Origin of the sequence: Saccharothrix espanaensis DSM 44229 (assembly GCF_000328705.1) — a bacterium.
Lineage (GTDB): Bacteria > Actinomycetota > Actinomycetes > Mycobacteriales > Pseudonocardiaceae > Actinosynnema > Actinosynnema espanaense.
Genome location: NC_019673.1, coordinates 2233545 through 2250600 on the forward strand (window position 1 = coordinate 2233545; position 17056 = coordinate 2250600).

Consider the following 17056-nt stretch of genomic DNA (forward strand, 5'->3'; position numbering starts at 1 on the left):
GGGCTCCGCTCAGCGGGCCGGGACCGAGTGGACGCGGTCGAGCACGGGCACGGGGGACAGGGCTTCCTCGTGCACCACGGCCGAGACGGCGCGGATCACGCTCGCGGGCGAACTGCTCTGGAAGATGCCCCGGCCGATCGCCAGCCCGCTGCACCCGTGCGCCAGCAGCGTCGCGGCGAACGCCGCCGGGTCGACGCCCCGGTTGCCCGGACCGCCCGCCGAGAGCACCGGGATCGGGCAGCTCTCCACCACCTCCGCCATCCGCTCCAGCGGCACCGGCCAGGTGGTCTTCACCAGCGACGCGCCCAGGTCCGCCGCGATGTTGACCACGTGCGACAGCAGCGTCGGGTCGTGCGGGTCGGTGATCGCCGGGCCGCGCGGGTACACCATCGCCAGCAGCGGCACGTTCCACCGGCGGCACGCGTCGGCCACCGCGCCGAGGTCGGCCAGCTGCCGGCTCTCCGTGGCGGAGCCGATGTTGACCTGGACGCTCACCGCGTCCGCGCCCAACTGGATCGCCTCCTCCACGTCGCCGACCAGCACCTTGGCGTCGGGGTCCGGGCCGTGCGCGGTGCTGGCGCTCAGGTGCACGATCAACGAGCACGCGCGCAGCAGGGCAGGGTCGAGCGTCGCGACCCGTCCTTTGTGGACCACGACGGCGTCCGCGCCGCCCTCGACCGCCACGCGGACGAGCCAGTTGAAGCGCCCGGCCGCGATGATCGGTCCGTCGGCGACCGAGTGGTCCAGCGGCACGAACAGGTAGCGGCCCTCGCGGTGTCTGGCCAGCCTTGCGAGACGGACTGCGGTTCCTCCCGGCCTGGCGGACATGATGCACCCCTCGTCACCCGGAAAAGCGCCTACGCCGAGGGAGTCTGCCCAAGCCGGGTGGGTACCGGACCCTCGATCGGACTGCCCCTGCGAACGCGTGCGGCAGCACCATCGAGGTGCCCGACCGGTCAGGTCCGGCGCGCACCCGCCCGGCACCCGGTCGTGCAGGTCCATCGAGGCTGCCCCGGCGCGGTCGCCGCTGTGAGGGTTTGTCGCGGTGCCTCCCGGGCACCGGATTCGTCCCGACCGGCGGGCTTCGCCGCACTGGAACGCAGTAGGGGGATGGTTCGGAGTGAAGTTCGCGTGGATCGACATTCGTGCGGTGGACGCGCGACACCGGGAGGCGGTGGTGGACGCGGCCGTCCACGCCGGTCTCGGTGGGGTGCTGGACCACCGGCTGGAGACGTTGGCGACCTTGCCGCCCACGGTGACCAAGGTGCTGCTGCCCGGCCCGGGCGAGGTGCCGCCCGCCGAGGCCGCGGGCGCGTGCGACGTGGTGCTGACCCGGGTGGCGACCTTCACCGAGCTGGACAAGCTGAAGCTGGTCGCCGGCGAGGTCGACGCGCACGCGGGCGCGTTCGTGGAGGTGGTGGACGACCTGACGCTGCGGGTGGCGTGCGCGGCGGTCCAGGCGCTGGAGCACACGGTGGTCCGCTTCCGGGACCCCACCAAGATCCCGCTGGAGATCGTGATCGCCGCCGCCGACCGCGCACCCGGCCTGCTGGTGTGCGAGGCCGACGGCATCGAGGAGGCCCGCATCGTCCTGGACGTGCTGGAGAAGGGCTCGGACGGCCTGCTGGTGGCGCCCCGCGACGCCAACGACGTGTTCGACGTCGACAAGCTGCTCCGCACGGCGACCCCGGACTTGGCGCTGACCACGCTCACCGTGCGGTCGGTGGAGCACAACGGGTTGGGCGACCGGATCTGCGTGGACACCTGCACCCACTTCCGGGAGGACGAGGGGATCCTGGTCGGCTCCTTCGCCCACGGTTTCGTGCTGTGCGTCAGCGAGACCCACCCGCTGCCCTACATGCCGACCCGCCCGTTCCGGGTGAACGCCGGGGCGCTGCACTCCTACGTGTTCGGCGCGGACAACCGCACCAACTACCTCAGCGAGCTCAAGGCGGGCAGCACCGTGCTGGGGGTGACCGCGGACGGGCGCACCCGCCGCATCGTCGTCGGCCGCGTGAAGCTCGAATCCCGCCCGTTGCTGACGGTCCACGCCACGGCGCCCGACGGCACCGAGGTCGCCCTGACCCTCCAGGACGACTGGCACGTGCGCGTCCTGGGCCCCGGTGCGGCGGTGCTCAACAGCACCGAACTCGAACCGGGCGACCAGCTGCTGGGCTACCTGGCCACCGACAAGCGCCACGTCGGGTGGCCGGTCGGGGAGTTCTGCATCGAGAAGTGACCCGGGCGGATCCCGGCGAGGAAGGACCTCAAGATGACTCCAGGCAGGGACTTCGAGGCGTGGCTGGACGCCGCGCTGTCCGACCCGGACCGGCGCCGCCTCACGTGGGCGACGCACGGCGAGACCGTCGTGACGCGCGACGCGCTGCGCACGGAGGTCGACCGGGCCGGGCGGGTGCTCGGGGCGTCCTCGATCACCCGGGGCAGCACGGTCGCGGTGCAGCTGCTGCCCAGCTTCACGCTGCTCTGGTCGCTGTTCGCGTTGTGGTCGCGCGGCGCCCAGGTGATGCTGCTCGACCCCCGGCTCACACCCACCGAGACCACCCGGCTGCTGGAGCTGTGCCGGCCGCAGTTCCACCTCACCACCGGTGGCGTCGCGCGGACCTTCACCCCGTTCCGCGACCAGTGCGAGGTCCTCGTGCGGCCCATGCGGTCGGGTGCGCCCGCGCAGGGCGACCACCGGCTGATCCAGTTCAGCTCCGGTTCCACCGGCCTGCCCAAGGTGATCGGGCGGACCGGGGGCTCGCTGCTGACCGAGGTCGAGCGGTTCGCGCGGCTGTCCGACATGCCGCGCCTCGGTGAGAACGTGCTGCTGCTCAGCTCGCTGGCGCACTCGTTCGGCCTGATCGGCGGGGTGCTGCACGCGCTGAACGCCGGTGCGGCGCTGCACTTCGCCGGTCGGCCGAACCGGGGCGCGCTGCTGTCGGTGCTGGCCGGGCGCCGGATCGCCGCCGTGCTGGGTGTACCGGCACACTACGCCCTGCTCGGCAGGCCCGGTGACGTGGAGCCGCTGCCGGACCTGCGGCTCGCCGTCTCCGGCGGGGAAGCCCTGCCGCCGGAGGTGTTCGCGCGGTTCGAGGAGCTGTTCGGTGTCCGGATCGGGCAGGCGTACGGCATGACCGAGACCGGGATCATCGCGACCGACCTCACCGGCCGCCACGGGCCGCCCGCTGTCGGGGTGCCGGTGCCCGGCCTGTGCACCGAGGTGGTCGACGGCACGCTGCGGGTGCGCCTCGCCGAGACGCCCTACCTGCACGTGGACGCCGACGATCGGTACGTGGACGGGTGGCTGCACACCCGCGACCGGTGCGTGCGCCGACCCGGCACGAACGTCCTGGAGATCACCGGGCGCACCGATTCCCTGGTGTCGATCGGCGGGCTCAAGGTCGACCTGATGGAGGTGGAGGCGGTGCTCGCCGAGCACCCGGACGTCCGCGAGGTGGTGGTCGTCTACGGCGAAGCCGTCGAGGCGCACCTGGTGATCGCCCCGTCGTTGGCGCGCAGCGAACTGCTCGCCTGGTGCCACGAGCGGCTGAGCACGTACAAGATCCCCAAGGCGTTCCACTTCCGGACGGCGCTGCCACGCACGTCGAACGGCAAGCCGGTGCGCAACCGCGACCTGCTGCACGCGTCGGGGTACACCGCCCGGTCGGTCGTGCACAGCGAGGTCGGGCAGTCGGCATGAGCACGTGGCGAGACCCGTGGCTGCGACCGGTCACCGGATCCCGGCCGGACAGCGCCGTACGGCTGTTCTGCCTGCCCTACGCCGGGGGCAGCGCGACGGTGTTCCGCGCCTGGCGGTCCGCCGCCGCCGACGTGGAGGTGCACGCCGTGCAGCTGCCCGGCCGGGGGCGGCGGGTCGCCGAGCCGCCGCTGCACGACGCCCGGGTGCTGGCCCGGCGGCTGGCGGCGGCGCTGGAGCCGCACCTGGACCGCCCGTACGGCATCTACGGCCACAGCATGGGCGGGATCGTCGGCCTCGCGCTGGCGCACGAACTGGCGCGGTCGCGCCCGCCGAGCGGGCTCTTCGTCGGAGCGAGCGTCGCGCCGTCCTCGGTGCGGCCGGTACGGGTGTGGCGAGGGACCGACGAGGAGCTGCTGCGGTGGCTGGAGTGGGTGGGCGGCACGCCCGCGCACCTGCTGGACCGGCCCGGGCTGCGGAAGCTGCTGCCGGTGCTGCGAGCCGATCTGGCGGTGGTGGCGGGGTATCGCGGGCGGCCCGGTGAGCGGCTCGCGGTGCCCGTCACGGGGTTCGCCGGCGCGTCGGACCCGTTCGCCGGCCGGTCCGCGATGCTCGGCTGGGAGCGGGAGACCGACGCCGGCTTCACGTTGTCCGAGGTGCCCGGCGACCACTTCTTCCTGGCGGGCTCGGGTCGCCTGGTGCTCGACTCGGTGACCGCCTCCCTGCTCGCGGCGACCCGATCGGGCAACTATCCGACACTTGTTGCGCAAACGACGACTGTCGTGGAACCATGACGCGATCGAATCCGTCGACGAGGGGGACAGCCAGCCGTGGGAACTCACCGACCTCCGGCCACCGAGGGCGACTCGGACCGGCTCACACCGGAGCTGTGGTGGCTGAGCGCCATCATGGCGTTCGGCGGATTCGCCAGCCTGCTCGACGCCACGATCATCAACGTCGCGGTCGGCCCCCTGGCCGCGGTGTTCGCCGCCGACCTGGACACCGTCCAGTGGACGATCACCGGCTACCTGCTCGCCATCACCGCCTCGCTCCCGCTCAGCGGCTGGGCCACCGCGCGGTTCGGCGCCAAGCAGACCGTCATCTTCTCCCAGATCGTCTTCCTGGTCGGCTCGGTGCTGTCCGGGCTGGCCTGGTCGGCGACCAGCCTCATCGTCTTCCGGGTGATCCAGGGCATCGGCGGCGGCCTCGCGGTGCCGGTCGGGCAGGCGCTGCTGGCGCAGGCCGCCGGGCCGAGGCGGCTGGGCAAGCTGATGGCGATCGTCTCCATACCCGCGCTGTTCGCGCCGGTGCTCGGCCCGTCGCTGGGCGGCGTGCTGATCGACTACCTGGACTGGCGGTGGATCTTCTTCATCAACGTGCCGTTCTGCCTGGTGACCATCGCACTGGTGCTGGCCAAGGTCCGCAACGTCGTCCAGCCCTCGCGGACCGCGAAGCTGGACGCGCTCGGCCTGCTCCTGCTGATGCCCGGGCTCGTCGGCCTGATCTACGGGCTGGCCGAAGCCGGCTCGGCGGGCGGGTTCGACAGCGCGACGACCCTCGTCAGCCTGGTGGCCGGCGTCGTGCTCCTGGTGGTGTTCACGGTGCGGGCGCTGCGCAAGCGGCAGAACCCGCTGCTGGACCTGAGCCTGTTCCGGGTCCGCGACTTCAAGAACGGCACCGCGGCGGGTGTCCTGCTGAGCATGGCGATGTACGGCGTGCTCATCCCGCTGCCGCTGTACTTCCAGCTCGTGCAGGGGACCAGCGTGCTGGAGTCGGCGTTGCTGTTGCTGCCGCAGAGCATCGGCTACCTCATCGCGGTCGCGACGATGAACCGTTTCGCGTCGGTGCTGGGGGTGCGCAACCTGTCGCTCGTCGGCGTGGTGTTCGTGATCGCCGGCACGGTCCCGTTCGCGCTCATCACCGCCGACCCCAACCAGGTCCTGCTGGGCGCGGCGCTGGTCGTGCGCGGCATGGGTCTGGGGCTGTCGATGACGCTCACCATGACGATCGCCTACAGCAGCGTGTCCAAGGAGGTCGTCCCGAACGCCACCAGCGCGTTCAACGTCTTCCAGCGCGTCGGCGCGTCCTTGGGCACCGCCGTGCTCGCGGTGGTCCTCCAGAACCAGGTGGCCGGGCTGCTGCCGGCGGGCACCACGACGCTCCAGCAGGTCGAGCCCGGCGGCGACGTCGCGCACGGCCTGGCGTCCGCGTTCGGTGCGCCGTTCTGGTGGGCGCTGGCCTTCACGGTGGTGGCACTGCTGCCGGTCTTCTTCCTGCCGGGGCGCCAGTCGCCTGCCACCGCACCAGTGCGGGCGCCGGCGCCGGCGCGGGCGGACTGACCGGTCGGGAGCCCCGGCCCGGGTCAGGCGAACCGGGGCTCCGGCCACATGTCCGACAGCCGGCGCAGCGCGGCCCGGTGCCGCCCGAGCTGCTCCTCCGGGCCGGCCAGCTCCAGGGCCAGGCACCGCGCCAACTCCGGGAACCGGTAGTGCAACCGCGCGTCGCCCCGAATCACCACCACGTCCAAGAGCCGCGCGTCGACCAGCCGTTCCAGCACCTCGTCCGCCTCGGCGGAGGTGAGGTCGAGCAGCAGGGCCGCGGCCCGGGACGGAAAGTGCGGCACGTCCGGCAGGGACAGCAGCCGGAACGCGTGCCTGGCCTGCTCGTCCAACCCCCGGTAGCCGGAAATCAGGCGTGCCCGCACGTCCAGGTCGGCCACCCGCAGCTCGTCCAGCCGGCCGCGCCGGTCGGTCAGCAGGCCCGCCAGCCGGGACAGGGTCCAGTGCGGCTTGGCGGCCAGCCGGGCGCCCGCGATCCGCACCGCCAGCGGCAGGTGCCCGCACAGCTCCACGATGCGTTGCGCCGCACCGGGTTCCGCCCGGAATCGGTCGACGCCCACGATCGCGTGCAGCAGGCCGAGCGACTCGTGCGGCGACGGCAGGGGCAGGTCGACCAGCGCGGCGCCCTCCAGCGCGACCAGCCTGCGGCGGGCGGTGACGACGACCGTCGAACCGGGCCCGCCGGGCAGCAGCGGCCGTACCTGGCTCTCGCTGACCGCGTCGTCCAGCAGGATCAGCACCCGCTTGCCGACGATCCGGCTGCGGTACAGCCGGATCCGGTCCTCCAGGGTGTCCGGCACAGCCGTGCCCCACAGCGCGGTCAGCATCACGGCGAGCGCTTCGGCCGGGTCGACGGGGCGCCCGCTCCCGCCGAGGTCGACGTGCAGTTGACCGTCCGGGTAGTCCGACCGGCACTGGTGGGCGGCGTGCACCGCGAGCGCCGACTTGCCGACACCGGCCATCCCGGACAGCACGCAGACCGAGCCGTGCCGCCGCATCGCCCCGACGACCAGGTCGACCTCGCGGGCGCGGCCGGTGAAGTCGGCGATGTCGGCGGGCAGTTGCGCGGGCGGCGCCCCGATCGCGATCGTCGCGCGGACCGCGGGCGAGGCCTGCCGCGCGGTGAGGATCCGGTTGTGCAGCTCCTGGAGGTCTGCGCCGGGATCGATGCCCACCTCGTCGGCCAGCAGCCGGCGGTAGTCGTCATAGGTCGTCAGGGCTTCGGCCTGCCGGCCGCTGCCGTGCAGCGCCAGCATCAGCTGGGCCCGCTGTCGTTCCCGCAGGGGGTGCGCGGCGACGAACCCGGTCAGTTCGGAGACGACGCCGGCGTGCGCGCCCAGGTTCAGGTCTGCCTGCACCCGGTCCTCCCAGACCGCCAGCCTCGCCTCCTCCAGCCGGGGGCGTTCGGCGTCCCCCAGGAAGTCGGTCACCCCGGACAGCGCCGGACCGCGCCAGAGCGCGAGCGCCCGGCGCAGTTCATCGGCGGCCTGCGCGAACTGCCCGGCGGCCAGCGACTGGCGGCCGTCGGCGGCGAGCCGTTCGAACTCGAACAGGTCGATCTCCTCCGGCGGCACGCGCAACAGGTAGCCGGGGTGCTGCCGGACGAGTTCGGCGTCCGGCCCGACCAGCCTGCGCAACCGGGACATGTAGGTCTGGATCTGCGCCGCCGAGGCGGCGGTCCGCTGATCGCCCCAGAGCATCGTGGTGAGCCGGGCGTTGGACACCACTTTCGACCGCGCGAGCAACAGGACGGCGAGCACGGTGCGCAGTTTCGTCGCGTTCGGCCCGACCGGAACGCCGTCGTCGTGGACCTCCACCGGACCGAGAAGCCGAAAACGCACGTCAGGACGCCGCGGGCGTGCCGGTGGCGTTCTCCCGGCCCGGTGACGGGCCGCGCCGGCGAACGGCTGTGGATCTGGTCGTCCGCGGCATGTCCCAGGCCTCGTGCGCGAACTCGTGAACCATCAGCTGAAATCGTGACACTTGTCCCCCTGGATAACGCTGCCGCGTCCCGTCGGCGCTTCGCCGCCCCCGAGTACCACAGAACCGGTGGCGAGTCCCCACTCGCCACAGCATCGTCTGCAACAACGGTACCTGCCCTGTCCGGAACGTCATGTCCGGCATACGGGTCAATCTTCCGTCAGGCCCGAAGCGTAATCCGGAGGTGGTCCTCAGGTATATCCCTCTGCGCGTGACCGGAGTCCACACACCTGTGCCCGTACACCAGTCCCTACCTGGTCGATTGGGTCCGGCTGGGTGATTTTTCCCGAATGTGCGAGCCTGTCCGAATGTGGTGCTGGAATGCGTCGGTGGCGTCGGTGCACTCGTGTGCTCAGCACGCGGAATGATCGCGTGGTTCCGCGTCGATTTGTCCTGCGCTCCTTCTCGCGAGGTGTGCGGCGATCGTTTCCGTGCGAATTTATATGGTATTCCGGTCAATGGTCGAATATTCGTCTGCCGGTTGAGGGGCTGTTACCCGCGTAGGTCTTGAGCTTTCAGCTCCTCGCGAAGGTCCGCTCGCAGGCGGGCTCGTAGGGTCGCCAGTGGTGCTGACGCGCCCAGCTTGGTGAGGAAGTCCTCGACGTTCCACACGATCAGACCGCCCTGCCGGGACAGGTAGAGACCCACGCTGTTGATCGCGTAGTGGTTGTTGTAGTCCAGCAACAGGTAGCCCGCCAGTTGATGGAACTCGTCGCGACCCAGTCGGTGTGGGTCCTTTGTGGACTTGCAGTCCAGGAGCAGGCCTCCCAGGATGTAGTCGGCGTCCGCCGGGACGTCGGCACTCCCCGCGAACACCGGTCCGCACACCTTGGCCGACGGTGGCAGGGCGCGGAACCGGGCCAGGGGGCGGTCGGCCAAGGCCAGTTGGGCGTGGACGTCCTCGATCACGTACGGCGGCACGGCGGCGACGAGGTCCGCGAGTGCGGTCGTGGCGTCGTGCTCGGCGAGCATGCTGAAGCGGCGGATTTGGCCGGTTCGGTAGATGTCCTCGAAGGACGCCGCCACGTAGCACAACCTGGTCAGGGAGTTGTCGTCGTGGACGGTCGGATCGGCCAGGTGGGCGTCGATGCGCTCCAGGAGTTGTCTCCCCACAGTGGACAGTTGTCGGCGTGCGTGACCGTGTGACGCGCCGGGCAGTTGGTAGAAGCCCTCCAGCAGGGACACGCCGTGTGCGACCGCAGGCCCGAGATTGCCGCCGAAGGACAGCCGGAGGCGGTAGTCGACGGCGTGGCCGATGCCGGACCAGTCCGGGTACTGGACGTCGATCGGTTGCACCGGGTGCGGCAGGGTCGCCAGATACCTGTGGTAGTCGCGTTGTGGGCCTGCGGTGGCGGGCAGGTGGCGGGCCATGAAGTGGGAGACCGGAGAGTCGGGGTGGCGCAGTTGGCCGGTGAGGCTGAGTTCGGCCAGTCGCCTGGTGCGGGTCGTCGCGCCCTTCTCGTACTCGTGGATCCACGCCACGCCTTTGAGGTCCAAGCCGAGGCGGGCTCGGGTGACCGCGACGTAGATCAGACGCGCCTCGGCGGGGTTGACGTCCCTCGGCAGGCCGTCGTCGTCGGCTGACGGAGCGGCGAAACCCGGCCCGATGCGCACGGTCGCCCACTCGCGCCCTTTCGCCTTGTGGGCGGTGGAGACCACGACCTTCGCGTCCCCCTCGGCCGACAGCCTGCCCACTGCGCGCAGGACCTGCTCCGGGCCGTACTTGTCGACCAGCCTCACGATCGACTTCAGGTCCTGGCCCGCCTTGTCGTTCTCGACGTAGTCCTGGACCTCGCCCCACGAGCCGAACAGGAACAGCTCAGGGTGGCTGGTCCGCTTGCCCGCCTTCAACTCCTCGGCCGCGGCGGCGATGCGCTGGATCGCGTCGCCGCCGCCGGTCAGGGCTACCGGGACGCCTCGGTCGAGGAACGCCATGACCTCCTGCATGGCGTCGGCGTTTCCCCGGCACAGCACCACGTCCGGGTTGTGCACCTCGCCGATCCTCGACTCGCCGGGACCGCGTCCGGTCAGCCTCAGGGTCGACTCGGCGTGCCGCAGCCAGCGGTTGGCCTCCTCCGCGACCCGCGGGCCGAACCGGAAGGACTCGGTGAGGTGCAGGGATTCCGCCGGGAAGCCGGTCATCACGTCACGGGCGCTGCGCCAGCCGTAGATCTGCTGGGCCGGGTCGCCCACGCAGACCCGCTGGGCGCTCTGGTTCAGGAAGATCTCTTCGAGCACCGGGTTGGTGTCCTGGGCCTCGTCCAGCATGACGAAGTCCCCGGCCAGCTCGGGACCGGTGAGCGCCCACATCTTGAGGTAGTGGTCGTGCTCGAACCGGAGGGTGCCGCGGTCGGAGCGGATGTCCTCCCACGCGCGCGTCGCGTACGGGAGGAGGGTCCGGGCCAGGTACTCCTGGCCGACGTTGTCGAGGCCGGTGACCGTTTCCAGGTGGCGGGCCATGACCTGCTTGTCGGTCGAGTAGCAAAACCTGCGGATCATGCCCATCACCAGGCGAGCCTGGTGGTTGATCTTGATGAAGTGCTTGCCGACGGCCAGGTCCCGGGTGATCCCCAGCCTGCGCGCGGTCTGCCAGGCCGGGAGTCGGGTCTGTGAGCGTAATCGCTCCTGGTAGCGGCTGCCGATGGCGCGGTAGGCCAGGGAGTGGGCGGTGCGGCACTGGACGTTGGAGCCGAAGCGGGTGCGGGCCTCGTCGGCGATCGCCTTGTTGAAGGCGATGTACAGACCCCGCCTGCGGGTGGTCGCGGCCATCTGCACGAGCGTGGCGGTCTTGCCCGTCCCGGCGCCCGCGACCAGCGCGAGGTCGCGCCCGGCGGTGAAGACGTCCCGGGCGGCGGTTTGCTCGGGGGTCGGCGTGATCGCCATTGTCACCCTTTCCGGAGTGTCTCGACTACCCACAGTCACCTCAAAGGGGTGATCATAAGCTGCCGCCTGCCGAGCCTGGTTGTGAACGCGCGGCATACCCGGTCCGGACTCCTCCGAGTGTGGGGGACGGCCGGGAGATTCCGGCTGGGTAGCGCTCGTGGACGCGGCGGGGGCGCGATGTGACGATCCTGTGGAGGGCGGAGGTGTTACCGCCGGGCTGTCGCCGCGATGGGCCGGACTCCGGTGGTCCGGGTGACCGGCAAGCGCCTGCGAATCAACGTCATGTCCGCGGTCGCCTCACGCGGCGCGCTGTGGTTCACCGTGTTCACCGAGCGGTTCACCGCACCGGTGTTCACCGGCTTCCTCGACCGCGTGGCCCGCCAGGCCGACCGGAAGGTGCACGTCATCGCAGACCGGCACCCCGTGCGCCGCGGCAAGGCGGTCCGCTCCTGGCTCAAGGCCAACACCGATCGGATCGAGCCGCACCTGATGCCCGGCTACAGCCCCGAGCTCAACCCCGACGAACTGCTCAACGCGGACCTCAAGCGCAACGTCAACGCCTCCCGCGCCCACACCGTCGACCGCCTCGCCCACGAAACCCGCCGATTCCTGCGCCGCCGCCGGCATCAGCCGAACATCGTCCGCGGCTACTTCCGGGCACCGCACGTCCGCTACGCCGCTATGTAGGCAACCGGACACTTTCGGCTCAATAATCGCAGTTCGAGGCAGATCGTGTTCTTTGCAGTACAAAGAAGTCTCCCTCCTGCCCCTTCTCTTCCGCCCCCTGGAACACATTCAAAGTGACCGAGGTCCGCAGACATGCGTGGAGGTCTGCTCACGCGAAGGCAGATCGGTGGGCAGATTCACCACTCTGGGTCAACCGGTTGGGCCGATCCGGTCATCTTGGGAGCGAATCGGGCCGGTATGCCGTCCCGGGCGCAGTAGCTTGGCTCGATCCACGTCACCGGAGGGGAGCCGATGACTGATCCGTTGGCGAACGTGCAGCGTTTGGTGGACGACTGGGAGCGCGACGCGGAGGAGAAGGCGGCGCGGTACGAGTCGATGCGGCAGGAGGTCGAGCGGATCTCCATCACCGCGTCGGCCGCGAATGGCGCGGTGAGCGTGACCGTCGGTCCGAACGGCATCCCCAACGCGGTGAGCATGACCGACGGGGTGAGCCGGTTGCGGCCGGAGCAGATCGCGGCGGCGGTGATGGAGGCGATGGGCAAGGCCCAGGCCGGCTATCCGGCCGAGTTGGCGCGGATCGTCGGGGGAACGGTGGGTCCGACCCCCTCGGGGCAGCACATCGTGGCCGTGGCCGAGCGGAACTTCCCCCAGCCCGAGCCCGATGACCGACCTGCGGCCCCGCCGCGTCGCCGGCCGGGTGACGACGGTGACTTCACCGACGACAGCTTCCTGAGGTGACGTGATGACCGGCTACGAGGCCGTTACCGGTGAGATCGGCGCGTTGGCCGGTCGGGTGGAGGGTCTGGCGGACCGGTTGCGCACGGCGGCGGACGCGGCGCGGACGGTGGCGATGAACGACTCCGCCTACGGGGTGGTGTGCCAGCCGTTCGCGATGCTGCTGCAACCGTTCGAGGACATGGGTGTCGAGGCGTTGTCGAAGGCGGCGGAGACGGTGGCAGACAACGCCGCGAAGCTGCGCGAGACCTTCCGTGCCTACGACGACCAGGAGACCGGTGAGTCGGCGCGCTTCGACGGGATGAACACGTGAACAACCCCTTGGTCGCCACGGCGAAGAGCGACACGACCGCAGTCACCGGGATCGGCATCGCCGAGTCGGCCAACGACCTGGCGCAGGGCATCTCCGACGGCAGCTGGGTCGCGGCCGGGCTCGGTGGTGTCGGTGTCGGGCTGGAAGTGCTGTCGATGGTGCTCGACCCGATCGGCACGGTCGCCTCCTACGGGGTGTCCTGGCTCATCGAGCACGTGCAGCCGCTCAAGGAGGCGCTGGACTGGTTCGCGGGCGACCCGCCGGTGATCCGCTCGTTCAGCGAGACCTGGTCCAACGTCGCCGCCGAGGTCGCCCGGGTCGCCGAGGAACTGGCCGCCCAGGACGCACCCGGCTGGCAAGGGGCAGCCGCCGACGCCTACCGCGGCCACGCCGCCCAGACCGCCGACGCCATCGCGGGCGCGGGCTCGCTGGCCGACGGCGTCGGCGCCGGGGTGATGATCATGGGCGAGGTCGTCGCCGCCGTCCGCGAGATCATCCGCGACCTGGTCGCCGAAGTCGTCGGCAAGCTCATCACCTGGGCACTCGAAGCCGTCGCCACCCTCGGCCTGGCCACCCCCCTGATCGTGGCCCAGGCGACCTCCACCATCGCCAAGGTCTGCAACCGCATCGCCGACCTGGTCCGCAAGCTCGTCAAGACCATCGGCAACGTCACCCCGCGCATCCGCAAGGTCCTCGACAAACTCGGCGAGATCATGGAAAAGCTGGGCAAACTCGGCCGTCGCGCCGACGGCCCCAGCAGCCCCGGCACCACCAGCCCGTCCAGCACTCCCGGCGCGCCCGACGCACCCACCGTCAAAGGCCCCGACGGCACCACGTCATCGTCCGGAACCACCAGCCCGTCCAGCACCACCTCCCCATCGGGCACCACCTCCTCATTGGGCACCACCTCCTCATCGGGCACCACCTCCCCATCGGGCACGACGTCCCCGGCCGGCACGGACACGTCACCGGGCGCGACGAGTCCTTCCAGCACGTCACCGAGCACTGCGAGCAACGGCAAGTCTCCAGACCAACCGGGGACGACGAACCGCCCGGCCGATCCCAACGACACCAAGACCCCGGCCGACAAACGCACCACCTGCAACGATCCGATCGACATCGCGACCGGCGAGGTGATCCTGGAGCAGGTCGACCTCGACCTGCCCGGCACGCTCCCGCTGGTGCTGCGGCGGGTGCACGTCTCCTCCTACCGGGCGGGCCGCTCGTTCGGGCGGTCCTGGGCCTCCACGCTGGACCAGCGGGTCGAGCACGACCACGAAGGCACGGTCTTCGCGGCCGAGGACGGCGTGCTGCTGGTCTACCCGCCGGACCAGGAGCTACCGCTGGTCGGCCCGCGGTGGCCGCTGCGCCGCGAGAACGGTGGGTACGCGCTCGCGCAACCAGAGTCCGGCCGCACCCTGCACTTCGCCGGCACCGGCCTGCTCTCCGCCATCACCGACAACAACGACAATCGCATCGACGTCCGACGCGACCACGCGGGCGCCGTCACCGGGGTCGACCACTCCGGCGGGTACCGACTCACCGTCCGCACCGACGACACCGGCCGGATCACCGAACTCGCGGTGGCGGGCATCAGCGCGATCCGCTACCGCTACGACGACGCGGGCAGGCTGCGGGAGGTCCACAACTCCTCCAACCTCCCGGCCCGCTTCGACTACGACGACTCCGGCCGGATCACCCAGTGGACCGACCGCAACGGCGAGTGGTACCGCTACTTCTACGACGCCGACGGCCGCTGCATCGCCAACCAGGGCTCCGGCGGGCTGCTCAACGGCACGTTCGGCTACCACCGCGACCCGGTGACCGGGGACAAGACCACCCGCTTCACCGACGCGCTGGGCAACACCACGACTTACCGGCTCGACCGCCGCAACAACGTCGTGGCCGAAACCGACCCGTTGGGCAACACCACGACCTCGACGTGGGACGACCGGGACCGGTTGCTCTCACGCACCGACCCCTTGGCCCACACGACCCGTTACGAGTACGGCTACACCGACCTGGTCGGCATCGTGTGGCCGGACGGCAGCCGCACCAGCGCCGAGTACGACGACCACGGCAGGTTGACCGTCCTGGTGGCACCTGACGGCGCGCGGTGGCTGCGCGAGTACGACCAGCGGGGCAACCTGGTCGTGGTGACCGACCCCGTCGGCGCGGCCACCCGCCACACCTACGGCCTCAACGGGCAGGTCGTCGCGATCACCGATGCGCTCGGCGCCACCCGGCGCTTCGAGACCGACGCCGCCGGCCTGCCGATCGCCATCACCGACGGCGAGGGCGGCACCGTCCGCTACGAGCGCGACGCGTTCGGACGGATCGGCCGCATCGTCGACCCCGTCGGCGGGCGCACCACGCTGACCTGGACCGTCGAGGGCAAGATCACTTCGCGCACGCTGCCGGACAACACGATCGAGCGCTGGCGCTACGACGGCGAGGGCAACGTAGTCGAGCACCGGGACGCCACCGGCCAGGTGACGCTCACCGAGTACGGCGGCTTCGACCTGCCCGTCGCCCGCACCACACCCGACGGCGCCCGATACCGGTTCACCTACGACTCCACCCTGAACATCACCTCGGCGACCAACCCCCAGGGCCTGGTGTGGCGCTACGACTACGACCCCGCGGGCCGTCTGATCCGGGAAACCGACTTCAACGGCCGCACCCTGCACTACACCTACGACGCGGCAGGCAGGCAGACCGGCAAGGTCAACGGCGTGAGCGAGGTGATCACCTTCGGCTACGACGTCCTGGGCAACGCCGTGGAGAAGAACGTTGCCGGGGTGGTCACCACCTACGCCTTCGACGCCGCCGGGCGGATCGTTCGCGCCACCAGCCCTGACGCCGACGTGGCCATCACCCGTGACGCGACCGGCCGCGTCACCGCCGAAACCGTCAACGGACGCACCACCACCTCCACCCTCGACGCGTTGGGGCGACGCATCCACCGCCGCACACCATCAGGGGCCGAGTCGCACTGGCGCTACGACGCCGACGACCGGCCGGTGGAGCTGACCACCGGCGGCCAGACCATCCGGTTCGGCTACGACGCGGGCGGTCGGGAGACCACCCGTGCGATCGGCGCCGAGGCCGTCCTCACCCAAGGGTGGGATGCCAATCACCGGCTGGTCGCCCAGACGGTGACCGGGCGGCAGTCCCGCCTCGTGCAGCGGCGCTCCTACCGCTACCGCCCCGACGGCTACCTGGTCGGCGTCGCCGAGCACCTCGGCGGCGTCAGGCGCTTCGACCTCGACGCGCTCGGGCGCGTCACCGCCGTGCAGGGCAGCGGCTGGGCCGAGTCCTACGCCTACGACAGCGCGGGCAACATCGCCGCCGCCACCACCCCGACCGGGCGGGGACCGCACGAGTACACCGGCACCCTGGTCCGGCGGGCCGGCAACGTCACCTACCGGCACGACGCGCAGGGCCGCGTCGTGCACCGTCGCAGGACGACGCTGTCGGGCCGGCGTGAGGACTGGAACTACACGTGGGACGGCGAAGACCGGCTGGTCGGGGTGGTGACCCCGGACGGGAGCCGCTGGCGGTACCGCTACGACGGGCTCGGCCGCCGCTTGTCCAAGCAACGCCTGGCCGGGGACGGCGGCACCGCCGAGCGGACGCTGTTCACCTGGGACGGAGTGGTCCTCGCCGAACAGGAGCAGGACGATGCCGTCACCACGTGGGAGTGGGACCCGACGACGCAGCGACCGGTGACCCAGGTCGAACGCACCCCGCTGCGCGACGCCCCGCAGGAGTGGGTCGACCGGCAGTTCTACGCGCTGGTCACCGACATCGCCGGCACGCCCGCGGAGATGATCGATCCGAACGGCGACCTGGTGTGGCGCGCCCGGACCGGGCTGTGGGGTCAAGCGCCAGACGGTCCCGCGCCGGCCGTGAGCTGCCCGTTGCGGTTCCCGGGCCAGTACCACGACATCGAGACGGGCCTGCACTACAACTACTTCCGCCACTACGACCCCGACTCCGGCCGGTACGCCTCGGTCGACCCGCTCGGCCTGGCCGGCGGGCTCAACCCGCACTGGTACGTGCCCAACCCCTTCAGCTGGGCCGACCCGTTCGGCCTCGCCCTGTGCCGCGCCACCCCGCGCATGGAGGACGGCACGTCCAAGCAGGGCTGGAAGCACATCGAGCAGCGGCACGTCCCCGGCGGCAACGACCCGACCAAGCAGGGCTCGTTGTTCGCCCCGGGCACCACCCGCGACCAGATCGAGCGGGCCGCCGAGGAGATGGTCCGCAAGGGCACCAGGCAGTCCGACCCGGGCCAGGACTACCAGGTGTTCGAGCGTAGGATGACGATCAACGGCCTGCGCACGAACTACCGCCTCGTCGTCGATTCGTCCGACGGCAACAACGTCATCACCATGTTCCCGATCGGCAGGTGAC

At 71.1% G+C, this 17056-nt stretch carries 10 protein-coding genes and 1 pseudogene; 8 read left to right on the forward strand and 3 right to left on the reverse strand.

Going from position 1 to position 17056, the window contains the following annotated elements:
* Positions 1-9: 9 nt before the first annotated feature.
* On the reverse strand, positions 10-828 hold the full coding sequence (locus tag BN6_RS10425; protein ID WP_015099570.1) for a 2-amino-3,7-dideoxy-D-threo-hept-6-ulosonate synthase: 819 nt from the start codon (positions 826-828) through the stop codon (positions 10-12).
* A gap of 292 nt (positions 829-1120) precedes the next feature.
* Between BN6_RS10425 and BN6_RS10430 the strand changes: the two genes are divergently transcribed.
* From BN6_RS10430 to BN6_RS10445, 4 genes are read left to right on the forward strand one after another with little or no spacing between them, the layout of a single operon-like run.
* Complete coding sequence (locus tag BN6_RS10430) at positions 1121-2239, forward strand: 3-dehydroquinate synthase II family protein (protein WP_041312521.1); 1119 nt, start codon at positions 1121-1123, stop codon at positions 2237-2239.
* 33 nt (positions 2240-2272) lie between these two features.
* Positions 2273-3703, forward strand: coding sequence for a class I adenylate-forming enzyme family protein (locus BN6_RS10435; RefSeq protein WP_015099572.1), 1431 nt, complete (start codon positions 2273-2275; stop codon positions 3701-3703).
* Positions 3700-4494 (forward strand): thioesterase II family protein, encoded by a 795-nt coding sequence (locus BN6_RS10440; RefSeq protein WP_015099573.1) that lies wholly within the window; start codon positions 3700-3702, stop codon positions 4492-4494. The genes BN6_RS10435 and BN6_RS10440 overlap by 4 nt, the downstream gene beginning before the upstream one ends.
* Positions 4495-4530: 36 nt before the next feature.
* Positions 4531-6039 (forward strand): MDR family MFS transporter, encoded by a 1509-nt coding sequence (locus tag BN6_RS10445; RefSeq protein ID WP_015099574.1) that lies wholly within the window; start codon positions 4531-4533, stop codon positions 6037-6039.
* A gap of 23 nt (positions 6040-6062) precedes the next feature.
* On the opposite strand, the gene BN6_RS10450 is transcribed toward BN6_RS10445, so the two are convergent.
* Both BN6_RS10450 and BN6_RS10455 read right to left on the reverse strand, forming a co-directional pair.
* Positions 6063-7880: an AfsR/SARP family transcriptional regulator gene (locus tag BN6_RS10450; protein ID WP_015099575.1), complete on the reverse strand. Its 1818-nt coding sequence runs from the start codon at positions 7878-7880 to the stop codon at positions 6063-6065.
* Between the two features lie 631 nt (positions 7881-8511).
* Positions 8512-10902, reverse strand: coding sequence for a UvrD-helicase domain-containing protein (locus tag BN6_RS10455; RefSeq protein WP_041312523.1), 2391 nt, complete (start codon positions 10900-10902; stop codon positions 8512-8514).
* A 213-nt stretch (positions 10903-11115) separates the two neighbouring features.
* On the opposite strand from BN6_RS10455, the pseudogene BN6_RS10460 reads away from it, so the two are divergent.
* The 4 genes and pseudogenes from BN6_RS10460 to BN6_RS10475 form a co-directional block, all read left to right on the forward strand.
* A pseudogene (locus BN6_RS10460) lies at positions 11116-11589 on the forward strand (IS630 family transposase); the annotation flags it as partial.
* 291 nt (positions 11590-11880) lie between these two features.
* Complete coding sequence (locus tag BN6_RS10465; RefSeq protein ID WP_015099578.1) at positions 11881-12327, forward strand: YbaB/EbfC family nucleoid-associated protein; 447 nt, start codon at positions 11881-11883, stop codon at positions 12325-12327.
* Between the two features lie 4 nt (positions 12328-12331).
* Positions 12332-12637 carry a type VII secretion target gene (locus BN6_RS10470; protein WP_015099579.1) on the forward strand — a complete coding sequence of 102 codons (306 nt, stop codon included), beginning with the start codon at positions 12332-12334 and terminating at the stop codon, positions 12635-12637.
* On the forward strand, positions 12634-17055 hold the full coding sequence (locus BN6_RS10475) for an RHS repeat-associated core domain-containing protein (protein ID WP_015099580.1): 4422 nt from the start codon (positions 12634-12636) through the stop codon (positions 17053-17055). The genes BN6_RS10470 and BN6_RS10475 overlap by 4 nt, the downstream gene beginning before the upstream one ends.
* Position 17056: the final 1 nt, after the last annotated feature.